We start from the raw sequence: 16,706 nt of genomic DNA, 5'->3' as shown, positions 1-16,706 counted from the left end.
CTCCCTCGGGGAAGGGCCACGGAGCATGAGGGACGGGCGGGCGTCGCGTGTCATCCCTTCAGCCCTCCCGCGAAACCGTTGATGATGCTGCGCTGCAGCACGAAGTAGACGAGCAGGACGGGCAGGATGCTGATCACCAGTGCGGCGAAGATGAGGTTCCAGTCGGTGACGTACTGACCGACGAAGCCGGCGATCGCGACCGGCATGGTCTGCTGGGCGCTGCCGCTCAGGTACAGCAGCGGGGTGAAGAAGTCGTTCCAGACGGCGACGGCGTTGAGCACCAGGGCCGTCACGGTGATCGGCTTGAGCATCGGCAGGACCACGTACCGGAAGCCCTGCAGGGGCGTGCAGCCGTCGATCAGCGCCGCGTCCTCGAAGTCACGGGGCAGGGCGCGCAGGAAGCCGACGTAGAGGAAGACGGTGAACGGCACCTGGAGCCCGGAGTAGAAGAGGATCAGTGCCCACGGAGTACCGAGCAGGCCCATGTCACGCATGGTCTGATAGAGCGGCAGCGAGGCGAGCTGGAAGGGCAGTACGAGGCCCAGGAGGAAGGTCAGGTACGTACCCCGGGACCAGCGGGCCGTGATGCGGGCCAGCGGATACGCCGCGAGTGACGAGACGGCCAGCACGATGACGACGCTGACGGCCGTCACCAGCACGCTGTTGGCCAACGCCCCGCCGAGGGCGCCCTGTTGCCAGGCCTGGGTGAAGTTGTCCAGGGTGGGCGAGGTGGTCGGACTGATCGGCGAGGACGTGTCCGAGGCCGGCCGCACGGCCAGGTTGACCAGGACGTACACCGGGAAGCCCACCACCAGGGCGGTGGCGATCATCCCCAGTTCCAGCGCGAGGGTGCGTCGGCGGTATCGGATCATGACGCGGCCCTCTCGTTGCGGGACAGCACCAGGTACTGCCCCGTGGAGGCGACCGCCGCGATGATCGTGAGGACCACCGCGAGCGCGATGCTGTAGCCGAACTCGCCGAGCGTGAAGGCGTCCTTGTAGATCAGCGTCGAGATGGTGTCGGTCGCGTGTCCCGGTCCCCCGCCCGTCAACGCGTAGACCTGGTCGAAGAGTTTGATCCCGCCGATGATCGACAGCATCAGGTTGATCGTGAAGGCCGGGGCCAGCAGCGGCCGGGTGACCGACCAGAAGCGCCGCACGGGACCTGCCCCGTCGATGGCCGCCGCCTCGTGGATCTCCTTGGGTACCGACTGGAGCCCGGCCAGGAAGATGACCATCGAGTAGCCCGCGTACTGCCAGACGATCACTCCGACCACCGCCCACAGCGCGAGCTGCGGATCACCCAGCCAGTCCTGCCGCGAGCCGTCGAGGCCGACCGCGCCCAGCAGGCTGTTGACCCCGCCGTCGGGGCCCAGCAGGTTGCGCCAGAGGTAGGCGGTGACGATCGGGGTGATCACGGCCGGCGCGAACAGCAGGACCCTGAGCACGTTCCGGGACTTGATGGCGGTGTTGACGCCGAGGGCCAGCAACAGGCCGAGACCGTTCTGGAGGACCGTGATCGACACGGCGATCAGCAGCGTGTGCCCGATGGCCTGCTTCGCATCGGGATCACTGAGCATGTCCGAGAAGTTGTCGAGGCCCACGAAGGAGAAGTCGGGATCCAGACCGTCCCAGTCGGTGAAGGCGTAGTAGACACCGCGAACGCTCGGCACCAGGACGACGAAGGCGAACAGCAGCAGTGCGGGCAGCGCGAACCACCAGGGCGGGGTGGTACGCGCCCGCCGGACCGGTGGAACCGGTTCCGCATCCGGCGGCCGGTCATGGTCCGGAAGTTGCTCGTGCGGGGCCAGGGTCACCGACTCACCTCCTTTCTTGAAACGTTTCAAACAAGGTGCCGAGCCGGGACTCCGGTCAGCGTGGCGCATGGAGGAACGCTTGGCGGACTCTTCGAATCGGGGTGGTCGGTACATGGTGGGCCAGCAGGCCCGCAGCGCTCGTGGGTAACGTTTCCCAAAGGGTGTGGCCAGACCTTAGAGAGGGTCTCGCGTGACGTCAAGATGCCGCGCACGCTGCACGATTGTTACGGCGGTGACACCACGTGGCTCTTCCGAATCGCCCACTGGGTTACCGGGTCTGTCCGTACACTCGTCGGCAACGTTGCCCAAGAAGAAGGGAACCGGATGGAGCCGCCAGCAGCGCGCCGCCGCGTCACCATCGTCGATGTCGCGCGGCACGCCCAGGTCTCCACCACCGCCGTGTCCAAGGTGCTGCGCAACGCGTACGGAGCCAGCCCCGAGATGCGTGCGAAGGTGCGCCGGTCGATAGACGAGCTGGGCTTCCGGCCGCACGCGGGCGCCAGGGGCCTCCGCGGGCAGACGTACACCATCGGCGTGATGCTGCCCGACATCCGCAACCCGTTCTTCCCCGAGGTCCTCGACGGCATCACGGACTCGCTGGCGGACACCGAGTACCAGGTGCTGCTGGGACCGGGCTGCAACGGAGAGAAGGAGGAGACCCGCGTCACCGAGGCGATGACCGACCGCGGCATGGACGGCATCATCCTGGTCGCGCCCGTGTCGTCGCGCGCTCACCTGGAGCGGGTCGCCGCTTCGGTGCCGACGGTCGTCGTCGGCCGGCACGGGTCGTCCCCGGTGTACGACACGGTGGCCGACGACGACATGGAGGGCGCGGCCCTGATCGTCAGTCACCTCGCCGGTCTCGGACACCACCGGATCGCCCACATCGAGCACCACGAGACCGACCCGACGCGGCTCGCCGAGATGCCCAACGCCCGGCGCGCCGACGGATACCGGAAAGCCATGCGGGCCCATGGTCTGGCGGAGTGCATCGACGTCGTCTCCACCAGCTACACCCAGCAAGGCGGCTACCAGGGCGCGAAGGAACTACTGACTCGCCCCCGCCGCCCCACGGCCGTCTTCGCCGGAGCGGACATCGTCGCCATGGGCGTGCTCGAGGCGGTCACCGAAGTCGGCCTGGCCATTCCCGGCGACATCTCGGTGGCCGGGTACGACAACACCACGTTCGCCGCGTTCGGCCCGATCTCCCTCACCAGCGTCGACCAGTCGGGCCACGAGATGGGCAGAAATGCCGTACGTCTTCTGCTGGAACGCATCGCCGATCGCCGCCGGCCGACCTCTCAGGTCATCCTCTCCCCCGCACTGGTGCCGCGCCGGACCACGTCACAGCCCTCGGACCGTTGAGACCCGCGTCGTCCGCCGACGATGCCTTCAGCGGCCGGCGCTGCCGCCCGACGTGACCAGGTCCTCGGCCGACCGGTGGATGGGGCCCGTGCGCCGGGACAGGGGCAGGCCACTGGTGTGGCTGGCGCAGGCGATGATCTCTGCGGTGATGGAGACTGCCGTCTCCTCCGGAGTGCGTGCGCCGAGATCGAGGCCGATCGGAGAGCGCAGCCGGGCCAGTTGTTCCTCCGTGACGCCGGCGTCGTACAAGCGGCGCAAGCGCTCGTCGTGGGTGCGGCGTGAGCCCATCGCGCCGACGTAGCCGACGGGCAGGTCGAGTGCCAGGCGCAGCAGGGGGATGTCGAACTTGGCGTCGTGGGTGAGGACGCACACGGCGGTACGGGTGTCGACGTGGGTCTGTTCCAGGTAGCGGTGGGGCCAGTCGGCCACCACCTCGTCCGCGTGCGGGAAGCGGGCCGCGGTGGCGAAGACGGGGCGGGCGTCGCAGACGGTGACGTGGTAGCCCAGGAAGCGGCCGGCCCGGCTGAGCGCGGCGGCGAAGTCGACGGCGCCGAAGATCAGCATGCGGGGACGGGACGCGGCCACGTGGACGAGGACGGTCAGCCGGTCCGGGCAGGTGTCGGCGTCCCCGCCCAGCTCGGCGCGGGCGGTACGTCCCGAGCGGAGCAGGGCGCCCGCCTGTGCGGTCACCACCCGGTCGGTCGGTCCTCCGTCCAGGGTTCCGTAGGAGGCGGTGCCGTCGGCGAGGACGCAGAGCATGCGGCCCACCATGCCGTGGGGCCCCTCGACCACCTGCGCCACGGCGGTCGGCCTGTCGTGGACGATGTCGTCCAGGGCGAGGCCGAGATGGGGGTCGGTGGCGGGATCGACGCGCTGGACGAGTACGTCGACTTCGCCGCCGCAGGTCAGGCCGACGGCGAAGGCATCGTCGTCGGAGTAGCCGAACCAGGCGCGCTGCGGCGGGCCTTGGTCGTGCAGCACCTGCCGGCACAGCTCGTAGACGGCGCCCTCGACGCAGCCACCGGAGACGCTGCCGGCCGCGTTGCCGTCGGCGTCCACCGCGACCGACGTACCGACCGGCAACGGTGCGCTGCCGCTGACGTCGACCACGGTGGCCAGGGCGAAGGGGCGTGCCTCGCGGCACCAGCGGTGCAGTGTGTCCGCGATGTTCAGCATGGGGCTGTCTCCGTGGTTCGCCGTGGGGGCGTGGGGCGGGCCGCCGCCGCTCCGTCGGGGAGTGAATGGGCGGCGGCGACCCTGGTGGGTCCGACAGCCGGGCATAGCCGGCCGCCGGACGGTGGGTGAGCACCCCGGGCGGCCGTCTCACCACGAAACCGGCTGCCCGGGGTGCTCGTATCGGGGCCGAGGCTCAGAGCAACGCCTCGGCGGTGATGGGCAGTTCGCGGATCCGGCGGCCGGTGGCGTTGAAGACCGCGTTGGCGATCGCGGCCGCCACACCCACCTGGACGACCTCACCGAGCCCCTTCACCCCCAGCGCGTTGCCGTCGTTGTCCTCGCCGTCCAGGTAGATCGCCCGGACCTCGGGGACGTCCGCGTTCACCGGTACCAGGTAGTCGGCGAGGTTGGCGTTGACGATCCGGCCGTCGCGGTGGTCGGTGACCGTGTGTTCCAGCAGCGCGGTGCCGATGCCGCCCACGATGCCGCCGATGGCCTGGCTGTCGGCGAGCTTGGGGCTGATGATGCGGCCCGCGTCGTACACGCCCAGCATCCTGCGCACCCGGACCAGACCCAGGGTCGCGTCCACGGCGACCTCGGCGAAGGTGGCGTTGTAGGCGTGGTAGGAGCGCCGCGCGGGATTCGGCGGCCCGGTGTAGGAGCCGTCCGCTTCGAGGTGGGTGCGGTCGTTGCGGGCCAGCAGGCTGCGGTACGTCTCACCGCGCGACGGATTGCCCTGCACGTGCAGCCGGCCGCCGCTCACCACCACATCCTTGGCGTCCACCCGGTACAGCGGCGACTCCCGGTCCTCGACGGCCAGCTTGATCGCCTGCCGCCGCACCTGGTCGCAGGCGTCCACGACGGCGGTGCCGACGCTGGCCATGGTCGCCGAGCCACCGTGCGGCCCGGTCGGCGGATACCGGGAGTCGCCGAGCCGGAAGGTCACCGTACGCACGGTCAGCCCCAGCGCGTCGGCGGCCACCTGGGTCTGGGAGGTGTAGGTACCCGGCCCCATGTCACTGGTGGCCGACTCGACCACCGCGGTCCCGTCGGCATCCAGACGGACCCGGGCCTCGGCAGGGAAGCGTCCGGGATCGTAGACACCGGCGGCCATACCCAGGCCGACCAGCCAGTCCCCGTCACGCCTGGAGCGAGGCTTCGGGTTGCGGCGGTCCCAGCCGAACTCGCGGGCGCCGACCGTGTAGCACTCCCGCAGCCGACGGGTGGAGAAGGGCAGGTTGTTCGACTCGTCCTCGTCCGGCTCGTTGCGCCGACGCAGCTCGATCGGGTCGATGCCGAGCTTGTACGCGAGTTCGTCCATGGCCGACTCGATGGCGAAGGAGGCCGAGGCGAAGCCGGGGCCGCGCATCCAGATCGGGGTGTTCACGTCCAGCGGCACCGTCCGGTACGCCTGGCTGACGTTCGGCATGCTGTACGTCATCTGCCCCGCACCCATGACCGCCTCGGTGAACGTCTCGTACGAGGAGGTCTCGGCGTCGATGTCGTGGATCGCCGCGGACAGCCGGCCGCGCCGGTCGCTGCCGAGGCGCAGCCGGTACTCGTACGACGGCCGGAAACCGGTACCGAAGTACATCTGCCGACGGCTGAGCACCAGCTTCACCGGACGTTTCGTCTCCCGGGCGGCCAGCGCGGCGACCACGGTGTGCGGCCAGCAGCGCAGCCCGCTGCCGAAGCCGCCGCCGACGAACGGGTTGATGACCCGCACCGCGTCCGCGGGCAGGTCGAACACGGCGGCGAGTTCGTCGTGCGTGCCCATCACCCACTGCGTCTTGTCCCACACGGTCAGCCGGTCGCCGTCCCAGCGGGCGAGGGTGGCGTGCGGTTCCATCGGGTTGTGGTGGTTGCGGGCCAGTTGGTAGGTCAGGTCCAGCCGTACGGCCGAGGAGCGTAGGCCGGCCTCGGCGTCACCGCGCGCGTAGTTCGTCGGCTTGTCCGGCTCGGCCTCGTGCAGGTCGGTCGAGGACCGCTGGGCGTCGTAGCCGACCTTGACCAGGCTCGCGCCGTGCTGTGCGGCCTCCAGCGTGGTGGCCACCACGACGGCGACCGGCTGCCCGTGGAAGAGGACCTTGTCGTCCTGGAAGACGCGAAGTCGGCGGCCTGGCATGTTGTTGGACCCGGCGTTGTCGCGGTACGGCAGCTTCGGCGCGTTGCGGTGATGGATCACCCGCAGCACGCCCGGATGCTTCTCGGCGTCACCGGTGTCGACAGAGGTGATGCGGCCGCGTCCGATGCTCGCGTCGACGATCACGGCGTGCACCGCCCCGTCCACGTCGCTCTCGGCGGCGTACACCGCCTTGCCGGTGACCTTCAGCCGGCCGTCCACCCTCGACAGCGGCGCACCCACGGCTGCCTGCGGCTGGGGACTCACTTGGTACCTCCCACGATGCGCAGCTGACGTGCCACGGTCCGTTTCAGCAGCTCGACCTTGAACCGGTTGTGGTCAAGAGGACGTGCCCCGTCGGCCGCCTTCTCCGCCGCGGCGGCCCACAACGACTCCGAGGGACGCTCACCGACCAGGTGCTGCTCGAAGGCGGAGAGTTTCCACGGCACCGTGCCCACTCCCCCGGCGGCCACCTTCGCCTCCCGGATCACCCCGCCGCGCACGTGCAGCGCGACAGCCGCGGACGTGAGCGCGAACTCGTACGACTGCCGGTCGCGGACCTTCAGATAGCCGGACTTCAGCGGACGGGGAAGCGCGGGGATCTCCACCCCGGTGATCAACTCGCCTTTCCGCAGGGCTTGTTCACGCTGCGGGGTGCTGCCGGGCCGCAGCAGGAAATCGGCGAAGGGAACTCGGCGTTCCCCGTCCGGGCCCAGCAGGTGCACGGTGGCCTCCAGTGCGGCGAAGGCCACGGCCACGTCGGAGGGGTGGGTGGCCACACAGTCGTCGGAGGTACCGAGGATCGCGTGGGTGCGATTGAAGCCCTCCCGCGCCGCGCAGCCCGAGCCGGGGTCGCGCTTGTTGCAGGCGGCGCTCACGTCACGGAAGTAGGTGCAGCGGGTGCGCTGCATGATGTTGCCGCCGATGGTGGCCATGTTGCGCAGTTGGGGCGACGCACTCAGTTCCAGCGCCTGCGAGACGACGGGGTACAGGGCGTGGACCTTGGGGTGGGCGGCGGCCTCGGTCATGGTCACCAGGGCGCCGATGCGCAGGCCCCCGCTCTTGGTGACAGTGACCTCGCGCAGCGGCAGCGCGCTGATGTCGACCAGCGCGCCGGGGCGTTCGACGGTCTCCCGCATCAGGTCGACCAGCGTGGTGCCGCCGGCGATGTAACGCCCGCCGCGCCGACCTGCGTTGAGGGCTTCGGCCGTGTCGGAGACACGGGTGTAGGAGAAGGGATGCATGGCTGCCGGACCTCATTTCCCGCGGGCGGTCTGCTCGACCGCCCGCACGATCTTCACGTAACAGCCGCAGCGGCAGATATTGCCGCTCATCCACTCCCGGATCTCGTCCGCCGAGCCGGTGTGGCCCTCCTTGATGCAGCCCACGCCGGACACGATCTGCCCCGGCGTGCAGTAGCCGCACTGGAAGGCGTCCTGGTCGATGAACGCCTGCTGCAGCGGGTGCAGGTCGTCGCCGTCGGCCAGGCCCTCGACCGTGGTGACCTCGGCACCTTCCAGGCGTACCGCGAGCGTCAGACAGGCGTTGTGCCGACTCCCGTCGACCAGCACCGTGCACGCCCCGCAGGCCCCGGCGTTACAGCCCTTCTTGGAGCCCGTCAGGCCGAAGTGCTCGCGCAGCAGATCCAGGAGCGAGGTGCGGTTGTCGACCGTAACGGTCCGGCGGGTCCCGTTGACCGTCAACGAGACACGGCTGGAGGGCGGCCTCTCACCGGCCGTCGCCTCCTCCGAGCCGGCGAGGAACGTGCCCCCGATCACGCCGCCCGCGACCACGACACCACCGACCGCGGTACTGGTGGCGATGAAGGTGCGCCGGGTGGGTACCGGGGAGGACTCGCTGGATCCGGTGGGGGGTGGGACAGCAGATTCCGGGAGGTCAGTAGACATACATACGCCTTCGCATCACAGACGGGTGAGCCGTACACAACAGCGGGAGAGGAGGCGGGATCTTCATCACCGCAGGGTCCTGGCGACCGCGTGCCTTGGTGGTGGCGACCGCTCAGACGGGGAGTCTCGCACCACCGGCAAGCTCGTGGCAGGGAGACTTTCCTCCCCCCTTGACGCTCCCTCAGGAGCGACCTACCGACACGGTCGGGGCACTTCCGCGCCGGAGGGGCCGAACAGAGCCGCGCCGCCTCCCGGTCGCAGGTCGCGCCATGCGGTCCGGGCTTGATGAGGACCTTGGGGCCGGCGCGGTCGGCCATGTCCTGACAGCCGGCCGGGACGTCGTCGAGGCCGGTGGTGGCGTCGAAGACCGCCTCAAGCTCCTCGCCGGCTGGGCGGCGACCCGGTCCCCCGCCACAGAGCCCACCCGACAGGCTCGCTGAGGCAACCGCTCCGGGCCGATCGGGGACTCAGTCACCCGGAGCGGTTCGTCGTCGGCCGTGTGCGGGCCGCCTCAGCGATCGACCGGCTCGTACTCGAACCAGTCGAAGTGCACGGCCCCGGCTGCGGCGAACATTCCGATGACCCTGCCGGTGAAGCCGCCTGCGACCTCCGTCGACAGGTATTTGCCGTCCAGCGTGGCGAGTTCGGCGAATGTGCCGTCCGGCTCCTCGATGCCGATCGAGACGACGTCGGGGCCGGTGCGTGGGTCGTTGATCGTGTGTACGGCAGCCACTTCGATGCGCAGAACCACAGGTCCGGGAGGTGTCTGCCGGGATGCCACGACGGTGTTCAACGGACCGATGCGAGCGCGCACCCGCACCTCGCCGGATGAGGCCTCGATGTCGTAGTGGTGCTGTTCGTCGAGACGAACGGCCAGGCCGCCGTCTCCTTCCGTCACGTCGGCCACGGCCCGCACCCGGCAGGACGGATGTTGCTGCCGCCGGCCGACGAACGTCACGTCGGTGTCGTCGAGTGATCTGCCGCGGGCGTGCAGAGTGAGCCGGCCGGGCTGTTCCTTTGTGGTGCAGACCTCCGGAGGCCGGTGCCGTAGCGAGATCCAGTGCGGAGCCAGTTCGCTCAGCTCGAAGTCGTCCCGGTCCGGCACGGCGGCTTGCGGCCGCAGTGGCCAGGAGGGCGCGGGTATGGAGGACGACAGTTCGCCGACGACCGGCCAGCCGTCGGCCCAGTCGACCGGCACCAGAAACGTCTCCCGGCCGAGTACGTGCCAGCCCGGGGTGCCACCGCCGGGCCGCACGCCGAGCAGCACCATCCACCACGAGTCGTCGGGTGCCTGCACCAGGTCCGCGTGGCCGGTGTTCTGGATGGGGTGCTCAGTCCCCCGGTGGGTCAGGATCGGGTTGGCGGGACACGGCTCGAAGGGACCTGTGGGCGTGCGGCCGCGGGCGATCGAGACGCTGTGGCAGCGCTCGGTGCCGCCCTCGGCGATGAGCAGGTACCAGTAGTCGCCGATCCGGTAGAGGTGCGGTGCTTCGGGGGCCTTGGCACCGGGGCTGCCGGACCAGATCCGGCGAGGCGCGCCGAACGTCTCCCCGGTGTGGGGATCGATGCGGATCTGTCCGACTCCGGCAGTGGTGCACCAGCAGTTGCCGTCGTCGTCCCAGGCGATGTCCGGGTCGATGCCGTGCACTCCGGGCAGCCGGATCGGATCGGACCAGGGGCCGACCGGGTCGGTGGCCGTGAACAGCAGATTGCCGTCACCGCTCACGTTCGTGACGATCAGCCAGAAACGGCCGTCGTGGAAGCGCAGTGTGGGCGCGTAGATCCCGCCGGAAGATGGCGTGTCGAGCGGCAGGCGCAGCTGGCTGGGCCGGTCGAGCGCGTTCCCGATCTGGGTCCAGTGCACCAGGTCACGGCTGTGGAAGACGGGCACCCCGGGGAAGTACTCGAAGCTGGAGCAAGCCAGGTAGTAGTCCTCGCCGGCCCGGCAGACGGACGGATCGGGATGGAAACCGGGGATCACAGGATTGCTGATGGTGTTCCCCGTCTCGGACGTGCTCGACACCCTCATCAAGTCCTTTCACTGGTTCGGTCACATGGTGGAGAGACCGACGGAGAGTCCGGGGGGGCGCCGGCGACCGGCGAGTCCTGTGGCCGGTGGTGCTGCCCACATCCCGTGCCGTCACCGCAGTGATCACCCTCTTCTACGCCGTCGGCTGCTGGAACCCCTCTTCATCGTCATGCTCTACATGCCCAGCAACGCCCACGCGAAGACCGCGCCGTTGAGGAAGGGGGACAGCCGCAAGCGGTCTGACCATCAGGGTTGATCGCTGATGGTTCGGTAGGCCGCGACGAACAGGGTGTAGCACAGGTCGATCAGTTCATCGACGGTGGCGTCCTGGTGGCCGAGGGTCCAGTCCACGAGGAGTTCGTTGACTCCGCCGACCAGGCTCATCGCGGTCATGGTGAGCCGGTTGGAGGAGGCTTCCGGGCCGGGGAGCGGTTCGACGACGGCGGCGACCAGTGCGGCGAATTCGTGCAGGACCTCACGGCGGCGCGCTTCGAGGCGGGGGCTGGCGCCCACGACCTCGATGAGCACCAGACGGGCCATGCGGGCGTCGCCGGCCAGTGTGCGGATGAACACCTCTAGGCCGGCGCGCAGTTGGGCGTTGACATCGGGTGCGACGGCGGCTGCGGCCTGCGCGGTTTCGGCTTGGATCGTAGTGATCAGCTCGTTGTAGACCCCGGCGAGCAGGTCTTCGCGGTCGCGGAACGACTCGTAGAAGTAGCGCTCGGTCAGTCCGGCCTGCGAGCACACCTGCTTGACGGAGACCGAGGCGTATCCGGTCGTGCCGAACAGGTCGAGGCCCGCCTGGATGAGGCGGGTGCGGCGCTCCTGCTGTCGTTGCGCCGCATCGCGTCCGCCGTAGCGCCGCCCAGCGGTCTGTGTGCCGGTCATTTCTCCCCTTCGCAGAGGTGTTGACACCGGTGTGCTCCGAACTGACACTCTAGCTTGTCAGTTCATCTGACACGGCATCGTGTCAGACAGGCGTGAGGGCCGCTTGCCGCTCGGCGTCCCGCTCATGCTCAGGGCAAGGAAGGGGCTCGACCGTGGCAGCACCGCCCAGGCACCCGTACAGATTCAGCCGGAGAGACCGCGACCGGCTCCCCCGCGCAGAACCGCTGACCGGCCGAGTGGTCGCGGTCACCGGGGCGGGCCGCGGGATCGGGCGGGCCGTCGCAGCCCGGCTCGCCGCGGCCGGAGCCGCCGTGGCGATCGGCGATCTCGACGCGGAGCTCGCCACGGAGACGGCCGGTGCCCTCGGCGCGCGTCCCGGTGGCCGGCTGCTCGGGCTGTCTCTCGACGTCACCGACACACACTCCTTCGATGACTTCCTGCGCACCGTCGAGACCCGGCTGGGGCCGATCGACGTACTGATCAACAACGCCGGAATCATGTGGGTGGGCCGCTTCGAGGAGGAACCGGAGGAAGCCGCCCTGCGCCAGTTCGACGTCAACGTCCACGGCGTACTGCGGGGGATGAAACTCGTGATCCCGGGGATGCGGAAACGCGGTCGCGGCCACGTGGTGAACATCGCCTCCGCCGCCAGCAAGGTCGCCCCGGCCGGCGAGGCGACCTACGCGGCGACGAAGCACGCCGTCCACGGCTACAGCACGGCCGTCCGCGCCGAACTGCGCGGCACCGGCGTGCACGTGTCCCTGGTGATGCCCGGCGTCGTGGACACCGAGCTGGCCGTGGGCACCGCGACCGGACCCACCCGGCGCCTGACGACGGAGCAGGTGGCCGACGCGGTGCTCGACGTCGTGCTGCGCCCGCGGTTCGAGGTCTTCGTGCCACGCCAGGTGGCCGCCCTGACCCGGTTGGCCGCGGTGCTGCCGGGCCGTGCTCGCGACGCCCTGCATCACCTCCTTGTCCCCGACCAGCTCGCCGCCCTGTCCGCCCTGCCCGACCGGTCGGTCCGCGCGGCCTACGAGGAGCGCACCCGTACCGCCCGCCTGCCCGAAGGATGAGCCCGTGACCACCACGCCCAAGCCGGCGACGCCCGGCGCACAGAAGGCCCAGGACACCTCCTCTTTGCGTCCCATCCCCGAATTCGAAGGTGTCCACGACGTATGGCCCCGCGGTGACCGGCTGCGCGCCGTGCGCGGTGCCGCGGCCGCCTACCGTGAGCGGTTCGTCCAGCAGGGCCGTATCCACGCCGTCCGCAGTTTCGACATCGCCGCCGCCCCGTATCCGACCCGGTTCGGCTTCCATGGCGCCGCGCTCGCCGTCAACCCGTTCGTGAGCATCGTCAACCGGATGCTCGTCGTGCAGTTCGACGGCTTCGACGGTGAGCCGAAAACGCTGGTGTGGGAGCCGACCGTCGCCGCCGGAACAGCTCAAGCGCCGTTCTACGCCCAACTCAAGCGGCTGGCGGGGGACTTTCTCACCGAGCACGTCTTCGCCCGCTACTACCAGGACCCGAACACCGTCCTGCCCTCCTGCGGTCTGCGCCCCGAGGACGTGGACTTCGTCAGCTTCGACCATCTGCACGTCCAGGACGTGCGCATGATCATGGGAAGTACGAGCACGATTCCCGGCGAACTGGCGCCCCGCGAAGCGCTGTTCCCGCGCGCCCGGCTGCTGGTGCACCGCAGGGAGCTGGGCACCTTCGAGTCGACGCATCCGATGCAGTGGGCCTGGTACGTCGACGGAGGCATGGACGGCGTACCGGACGAGCGTGTCACCGCCTTCGACGGCGATGTCGAACTCGGTGTCGGCGTCAGCCTGTTGTGGACCCCCGGTCACACGGACGGCAACCACTCCCTGGTGCTGAACACCCCCGACGGGGTGTGGGTCTCCTCCGAGAACGGCATCTCGGCCGACAACTGGCAGCCCGAGCTCTCCCGCATCCCCGGGGTGCGCCGTCACGCCGCGTTCTACGGCCATGAGGTGGTGCCCAACGCCAACACCCTGGAGGACTCCCTCGACCAGTACGACTCCATGGTCAAGGAGAAGACCCTCGCCGACCCCAGCCGGCGTGATCCGCGCTGGCTTCAGATCCTGCCCTCCTCCGAGCTGGCCCGCTTCAAGCGGCAGTGGCCGGTGCAGCCCAGCTTCTTCCACGGCGGTCTGAACTACGGCGAGTTGACCCCTGCCGGTGGTGGCCGATGACCGGTCCGGTGACCAGTCCGGCCGCCCGCCGGATCGCCACGGACGGGGTGGACGGGGTGGAGTTGGCCGCCTACCAATGGGGAGCTTCCACGGCTCCCCCGGTGGTGCTGGTCCACGGCTATCCGGACACCAGCGCCGTGTGGCGGCCGGTCGCCGAGCGCCTTGCCGACCGCTTCCACGTCACCGCCTTCGACGTGCGGGGAGCCGGTGCCTCCCACCGGCCCAGGGGGCTGCGCGCCTACCGGATGTCCCGCCTGGAAGCCGACCTGGCGGCGGTGCTCGACGCCGTGAGCCCCGACCGCCCGGTGCACCTGGTCGGACACGACTGGGGATCCATCCACTCCTGGGAGTCGGTCACCGGCACCCGCCTGGCCGGGCGGATCGCCTCGTTCACCTCGATCTCCGGACCCTGCCTGGACCACGTAGGCCACCTGATCCGGGCCCGGCTCCGGCCGCGGCATCCGGATCTGCCGAAGCTGCTGTGGCAGGCCGTACGGTCCTGGTACATCGCCTATTTCCATGTCCCGCTCCTGCCCGCCCTGACCTGGCGAGCGCTGGGACACCGCTGGCGCGCCTTCCTCACCGGCTCCCAAGGTGTGCCCGGGCACACCCCCTACCCCGCGCCGACGCTGGCCCGCGACGCCGTGACGGGCACCGCGCTGTACCGCGCCAACATGCTGCCCCGCCTGCTGCGTCCCCGGGACCGGCCGGCCACCGTCCCGGTTCAACTCATCATCCCCACCCGCGACTTCTGCGTGACCCCGGTGCTGTCGTACGGAGTGGAGCGCTGGACGGGCCGGATAGAGCGGCATCCGATCGACGCCGGGCACTGGGTACAGCTCAGCCACCCCGAGGAGGTCGCGTCCCGGATCGCGGAATTCGCCCACCGCGTCGAAGGCGGCTCCCGCCGCGATCCGGACCACACCGCGCGTCCGATCTGACAGACCACGCAACCGATCCGACAGACCAGCAGTACTGGACGACTGCCTGACCGCCTCTTCGCACACACCGATCGCTGACGGAGGAACCTGTCATGTTCCGAGCCGCACGCCCCCATCTGGAACGTCCGTCCGAGCCCATCGACCACCACGACCTGGTGCTGCAACCCCGGGACGTCACCTTCGACTGGGGCGCCACCCCGCTGCACTGGCTGCCGGGTGAGCCCTTCGCGACGCACACCTTCGATGTGCTCCACCTCATGCTCCCCGAGCTCGAACGCTGGTTCGTGCGCACCTTCGAGCAGGCACTGCCACTGATCACCGATGACCGGCTGCGCGAGGACGTACGCGGCTTCATCGGCCAGGAGGCGATGCACGCCGAGGCGCATCAGGAGGTCCTGGAGCACCTGCTCGCCAAGGGTCTTGACCCGGCCCCGTACACCCGGCAGTCCGAATGGATCTTCCGGAGGGTGCTCGGAGACCGGCCGGAGCTGACGCCGGCCGCCACACACGCGCACCTCCTCCAACGGCTCGCCCTCATCGCGGCCTTCGAGCACTTCACCGCGTACATGGGTCACTGGATTCTCAGCAACGGGCACCTGGACCAGGCCGGCGCGGACCCCGCGATGCTCGATCTGTTCCGCTGGCACGGCGCGGAGGAGGTCGAACACCGTTCGGTCGCGTTCGACCTGCTGGTGCACCTCGATCCCCGGTACCGGCGCCGAGTGGTCGGCATGCTCGTCACCGCTCCGGTGCTGACCCGGCTGTGGATCCGCGGAGTCCGCTTCCTGATGAGCGCCGACCCCGAACTCGACGACCGGGTCGAGGTCCGCTTCCGCGATTACCTGGCCGCGGCCCGCAAGGACCTGCTGCCCCCGCCGGGCTCGTTCGCCCGCTCGGTGCTGCGCTACTTCCAGCCCGGCTACCACCCGACCCAGGAGGGCTCGACCCAGCAGGCGGTCGCCTACCTGGCGGCGTCTCCCGCTGCCCGAGCGGCTGCCCGATGACCCGGCGGCCAGTGAGGCATCCCATGGACATCGGCACACCCGTCGCTCAACCGCCGGACCTGTACGGCAGGCCGCGCGGCGACTCCTTCATGCGGAAGCTGGCGGCTTTCAGCGACCACGCGGTCGCGGGCCTCGTGCGGCGCGGTACTCCGCCCAGGCGCCCGCCGGTGTCCGAGGTGCCCGTGGTCCGGGAACTGGTGGTCGCCGCCAGGCACCAAGAGGCCGAGGATGTCGTCTCCCTGCGGCTGGCAGCACCCGACGGGGGAACACTCCCGCCCTGGCAGCCCGGCGCCCACATCGAACTGCGCCTGCCCTCCGGCCGCAAGCGGCAGTACTCGCTGTGCGGCGACCCTGCCGACCGGTACCGGTACCGCATCGCGGTGCGCCGTATCGCCGGCGGCGGAGGCGGTTCGGCCGAGGTGCACGACGCCCTCGGAGACGGTGTGCGGGTCGCCGTCACCGGGCCCCGGAACGCCTTCCCCTTCGCCGCCGAAGCCTCCGTCCTGCTCATCGCGGGCGGCATCGGAATCACCCCGATCCTGCCGATGGCTCGGGAAGCCGCCCGGCGCGGGCTGGACTGGAGGCTCGTGCACACCGGTCGCGGCCGGGGCTCGATGCCCTTCGCGGCGGAGCTGGCCGAACTCGCGGCCGCGGCCCCTGGCCGGGTCTCCGTCCGTCCTGACGACGAGTCCGGGGTGCCCGAAGCGGCCGATCTGTTGAGCTTGAGTCCGGCGGCGGGTGCGGTGTACTGCTGCGGGCCCGCGCCCATGATCGACGGCGTTCGGCGTGCGTTCGATGGTAGCCGGGCGTCGGCCCTGCACTTCGAGCGGTTCGCCTCGGCCCCGATCGCGGACGGCCGTCCCTTCGAAGTTCAGCTGGGCGACACCGGACGGATTCTGCCGGTGCCGTACGACCGTTCCGCCCTGGATGTTCTCCACGAGGCCCTGCCGGACCTGCCGTTCTCCTGCCGCCAGGGGTTTTGCGGCACCTGCCGGGTACGGGTGGCGCATGGCCGTGTCGATCATCGTGACCGTCGGCTCACCGCCGCTGAACGTGCGGGCGGCGCCATGCTGCCCTGCGTCTCGCGTGCGCCGGAGGGAGAGCGGTTGGTGCTGGAGGTGTGAGCGGTTGTTTGTCTGCGGGTTCGGTGGGGGCTGGTCGCGCAGTTCCTCGCGCCCCTGGGGTGGTGGGTGGTGGGGTCGGTGCCGCGACGGGATATCCGATCGCCGCTCTGGGATATC

15 protein-coding genes are annotated in these 16,706 nt (G+C 70.1%); 7 read left to right on the top strand and 8 right to left on the bottom strand.

Annotated elements, in window-relative coordinates:
* Positions 1–50: 50 nt before the first annotated feature.
* Together AB0I18_RS18115 and AB0I18_RS18110 are read right to left on the bottom strand one after the other, a co-directional pair.
* Positions 51–872 carry a carbohydrate ABC transporter permease gene (locus tag AB0I18_RS18115; RefSeq protein ID WP_363106485.1) on the bottom strand — a complete coding sequence of 274 codons (822 nt, stop codon included), beginning with the start codon at positions 870–872 and terminating at the stop codon, positions 51–53.
* A complete protein-coding gene (locus AB0I18_RS18110; protein WP_363106484.1) occupies positions 869–1,816 on the bottom strand; it encodes a sugar ABC transporter permease in 948 nt (315 codons plus the stop codon). Before AB0I18_RS18110 ends, AB0I18_RS18115 begins: the two co-directional genes overlap by 4 nt.
* A gap of 324 nt (positions 1,817–2,140) precedes the next feature.
* On the opposite strand from AB0I18_RS18110, the gene AB0I18_RS18105 reads away from it, so the two are divergent.
* Positions 2,141–3,181, top strand: a complete 1,041-nt coding sequence (locus tag AB0I18_RS18105) for a LacI family DNA-binding transcriptional regulator (RefSeq protein ID WP_363106483.1) — start codon at positions 2,141–2,143, stop codon at positions 3,179–3,181.
* A gap of 27 nt (positions 3,182–3,208) precedes the next feature.
* Here the strand turns inward: AB0I18_RS18105 and AB0I18_RS18100 are convergent, their stop codons facing one another.
* The 4 genes from AB0I18_RS18100 to AB0I18_RS18085 form a co-directional block, all read right to left on the bottom strand.
* Entirely contained in the window at positions 3,209–4,357 is a 1,149-nt protein-coding gene (locus tag AB0I18_RS18100; RefSeq protein ID WP_363106482.1) for an XdhC/CoxI family protein, read from the bottom strand.
* A gap of 193 nt (positions 4,358–4,550) precedes the next feature.
* Entirely contained in the window at positions 4,551–6,746 is a 2,196-nt protein-coding gene (locus AB0I18_RS18095; RefSeq protein ID WP_363106481.1) for a xanthine dehydrogenase family protein molybdopterin-binding subunit, read from the bottom strand.
* Positions 6,743–7,723: a xanthine dehydrogenase family protein subunit M gene (locus tag AB0I18_RS18090; RefSeq protein ID WP_363106480.1), complete on the bottom strand. Its 981-nt coding sequence runs from the start codon at positions 7,721–7,723 to the stop codon at positions 6,743–6,745. The genes AB0I18_RS18095 and AB0I18_RS18090 overlap by 4 nt, the downstream gene beginning before the upstream one ends.
* Positions 7,724–7,735: 12 nt before the next feature.
* Entirely contained in the window at positions 7,736–8,386 is a 651-nt protein-coding gene (locus AB0I18_RS18085) for a (2Fe-2S)-binding protein (RefSeq protein ID WP_363106479.1), read from the bottom strand.
* A 269-nt stretch (positions 8,387–8,655) separates the two neighbouring features.
* Here AB0I18_RS18085 and AB0I18_RS18080 point away from each other — a divergent pair, with 269 nt between their 5' ends.
* Positions 8,656–8,826, top strand: a complete 171-nt coding sequence (locus AB0I18_RS18080) for a hypothetical protein (protein WP_363106478.1) — start codon at positions 8,656–8,658, stop codon at positions 8,824–8,826.
* 71 nt (positions 8,827–8,897) lie between these two features.
* Here the strand turns inward: AB0I18_RS18080 and AB0I18_RS18075 are convergent, their stop codons facing one another.
* Together AB0I18_RS18075 and AB0I18_RS18070 are read right to left on the bottom strand one after the other, a co-directional pair.
* Entirely contained in the window at positions 8,898–10,415 is a 1,518-nt protein-coding gene (locus tag AB0I18_RS18075; protein ID WP_363106477.1) for a glycoside hydrolase family 43 protein, read from the bottom strand.
* Positions 10,416–10,661: 246 nt separating this feature from the next.
* Positions 10,662–11,303, bottom strand: coding sequence for a TetR/AcrR family transcriptional regulator (locus tag AB0I18_RS18070; RefSeq protein WP_363106476.1), 642 nt, complete (start codon positions 11,301–11,303; stop codon positions 10,662–10,664).
* 152 nt (positions 11,304–11,455) lie between these two features.
* On the opposite strand from AB0I18_RS18070, the gene AB0I18_RS18065 reads away from it, so the two are divergent.
* From AB0I18_RS18065 to AB0I18_RS18045, 5 genes are all read left to right on the top strand, one after another.
* The gene (locus AB0I18_RS18065) at positions 11,456–12,376 is read left to right on the top strand and encodes an SDR family oxidoreductase (RefSeq protein WP_363106475.1); all 921 of its coding nucleotides are present in this window, start codon (positions 11,456–11,458) and stop codon (positions 12,374–12,376) included.
* A gap of 4 nt (positions 12,377–12,380) precedes the next feature.
* Positions 12,381–13,520, top strand: coding sequence for a hypothetical protein (locus AB0I18_RS18060; protein WP_363106474.1), 1,140 nt, complete (start codon positions 12,381–12,383; stop codon positions 13,518–13,520).
* A complete protein-coding gene (locus AB0I18_RS18055; protein ID WP_363106473.1) occupies positions 13,517–14,461 on the top strand; it encodes an alpha/beta fold hydrolase in 945 nt (314 codons plus the stop codon). The genes AB0I18_RS18060 and AB0I18_RS18055 overlap by 4 nt, the downstream gene beginning before the upstream one ends.
* A gap of 92 nt (positions 14,462–14,553) precedes the next feature.
* Positions 14,554–15,465: a metal-dependent hydrolase gene (locus AB0I18_RS18050; RefSeq protein ID WP_363106471.1), complete on the top strand. Its 912-nt coding sequence runs from the start codon at positions 14,554–14,556 to the stop codon at positions 15,463–15,465.
* Between the two features lie 23 nt (positions 15,466–15,488).
* The gene (locus AB0I18_RS18045; protein ID WP_363106470.1) at positions 15,489–16,589 is read left to right on the top strand and encodes a PDR/VanB family oxidoreductase; all 1,101 of its coding nucleotides are present in this window, start codon (positions 15,489–15,491) and stop codon (positions 16,587–16,589) included.
* The last annotated feature ends 117 nt before the right edge of the window (positions 16,590–16,706 follow it).

Origin of the sequence: Streptomyces sp. NPDC050704 (assembly GCF_040654355.1) — a bacterium.
Classification (GTDB): Bacteria; Actinomycetota; Actinomycetes; order Streptomycetales; family Streptomycetaceae; genus Streptomyces.
This window is presented reverse-complemented; position numbering and strand designations above follow the sequence as displayed.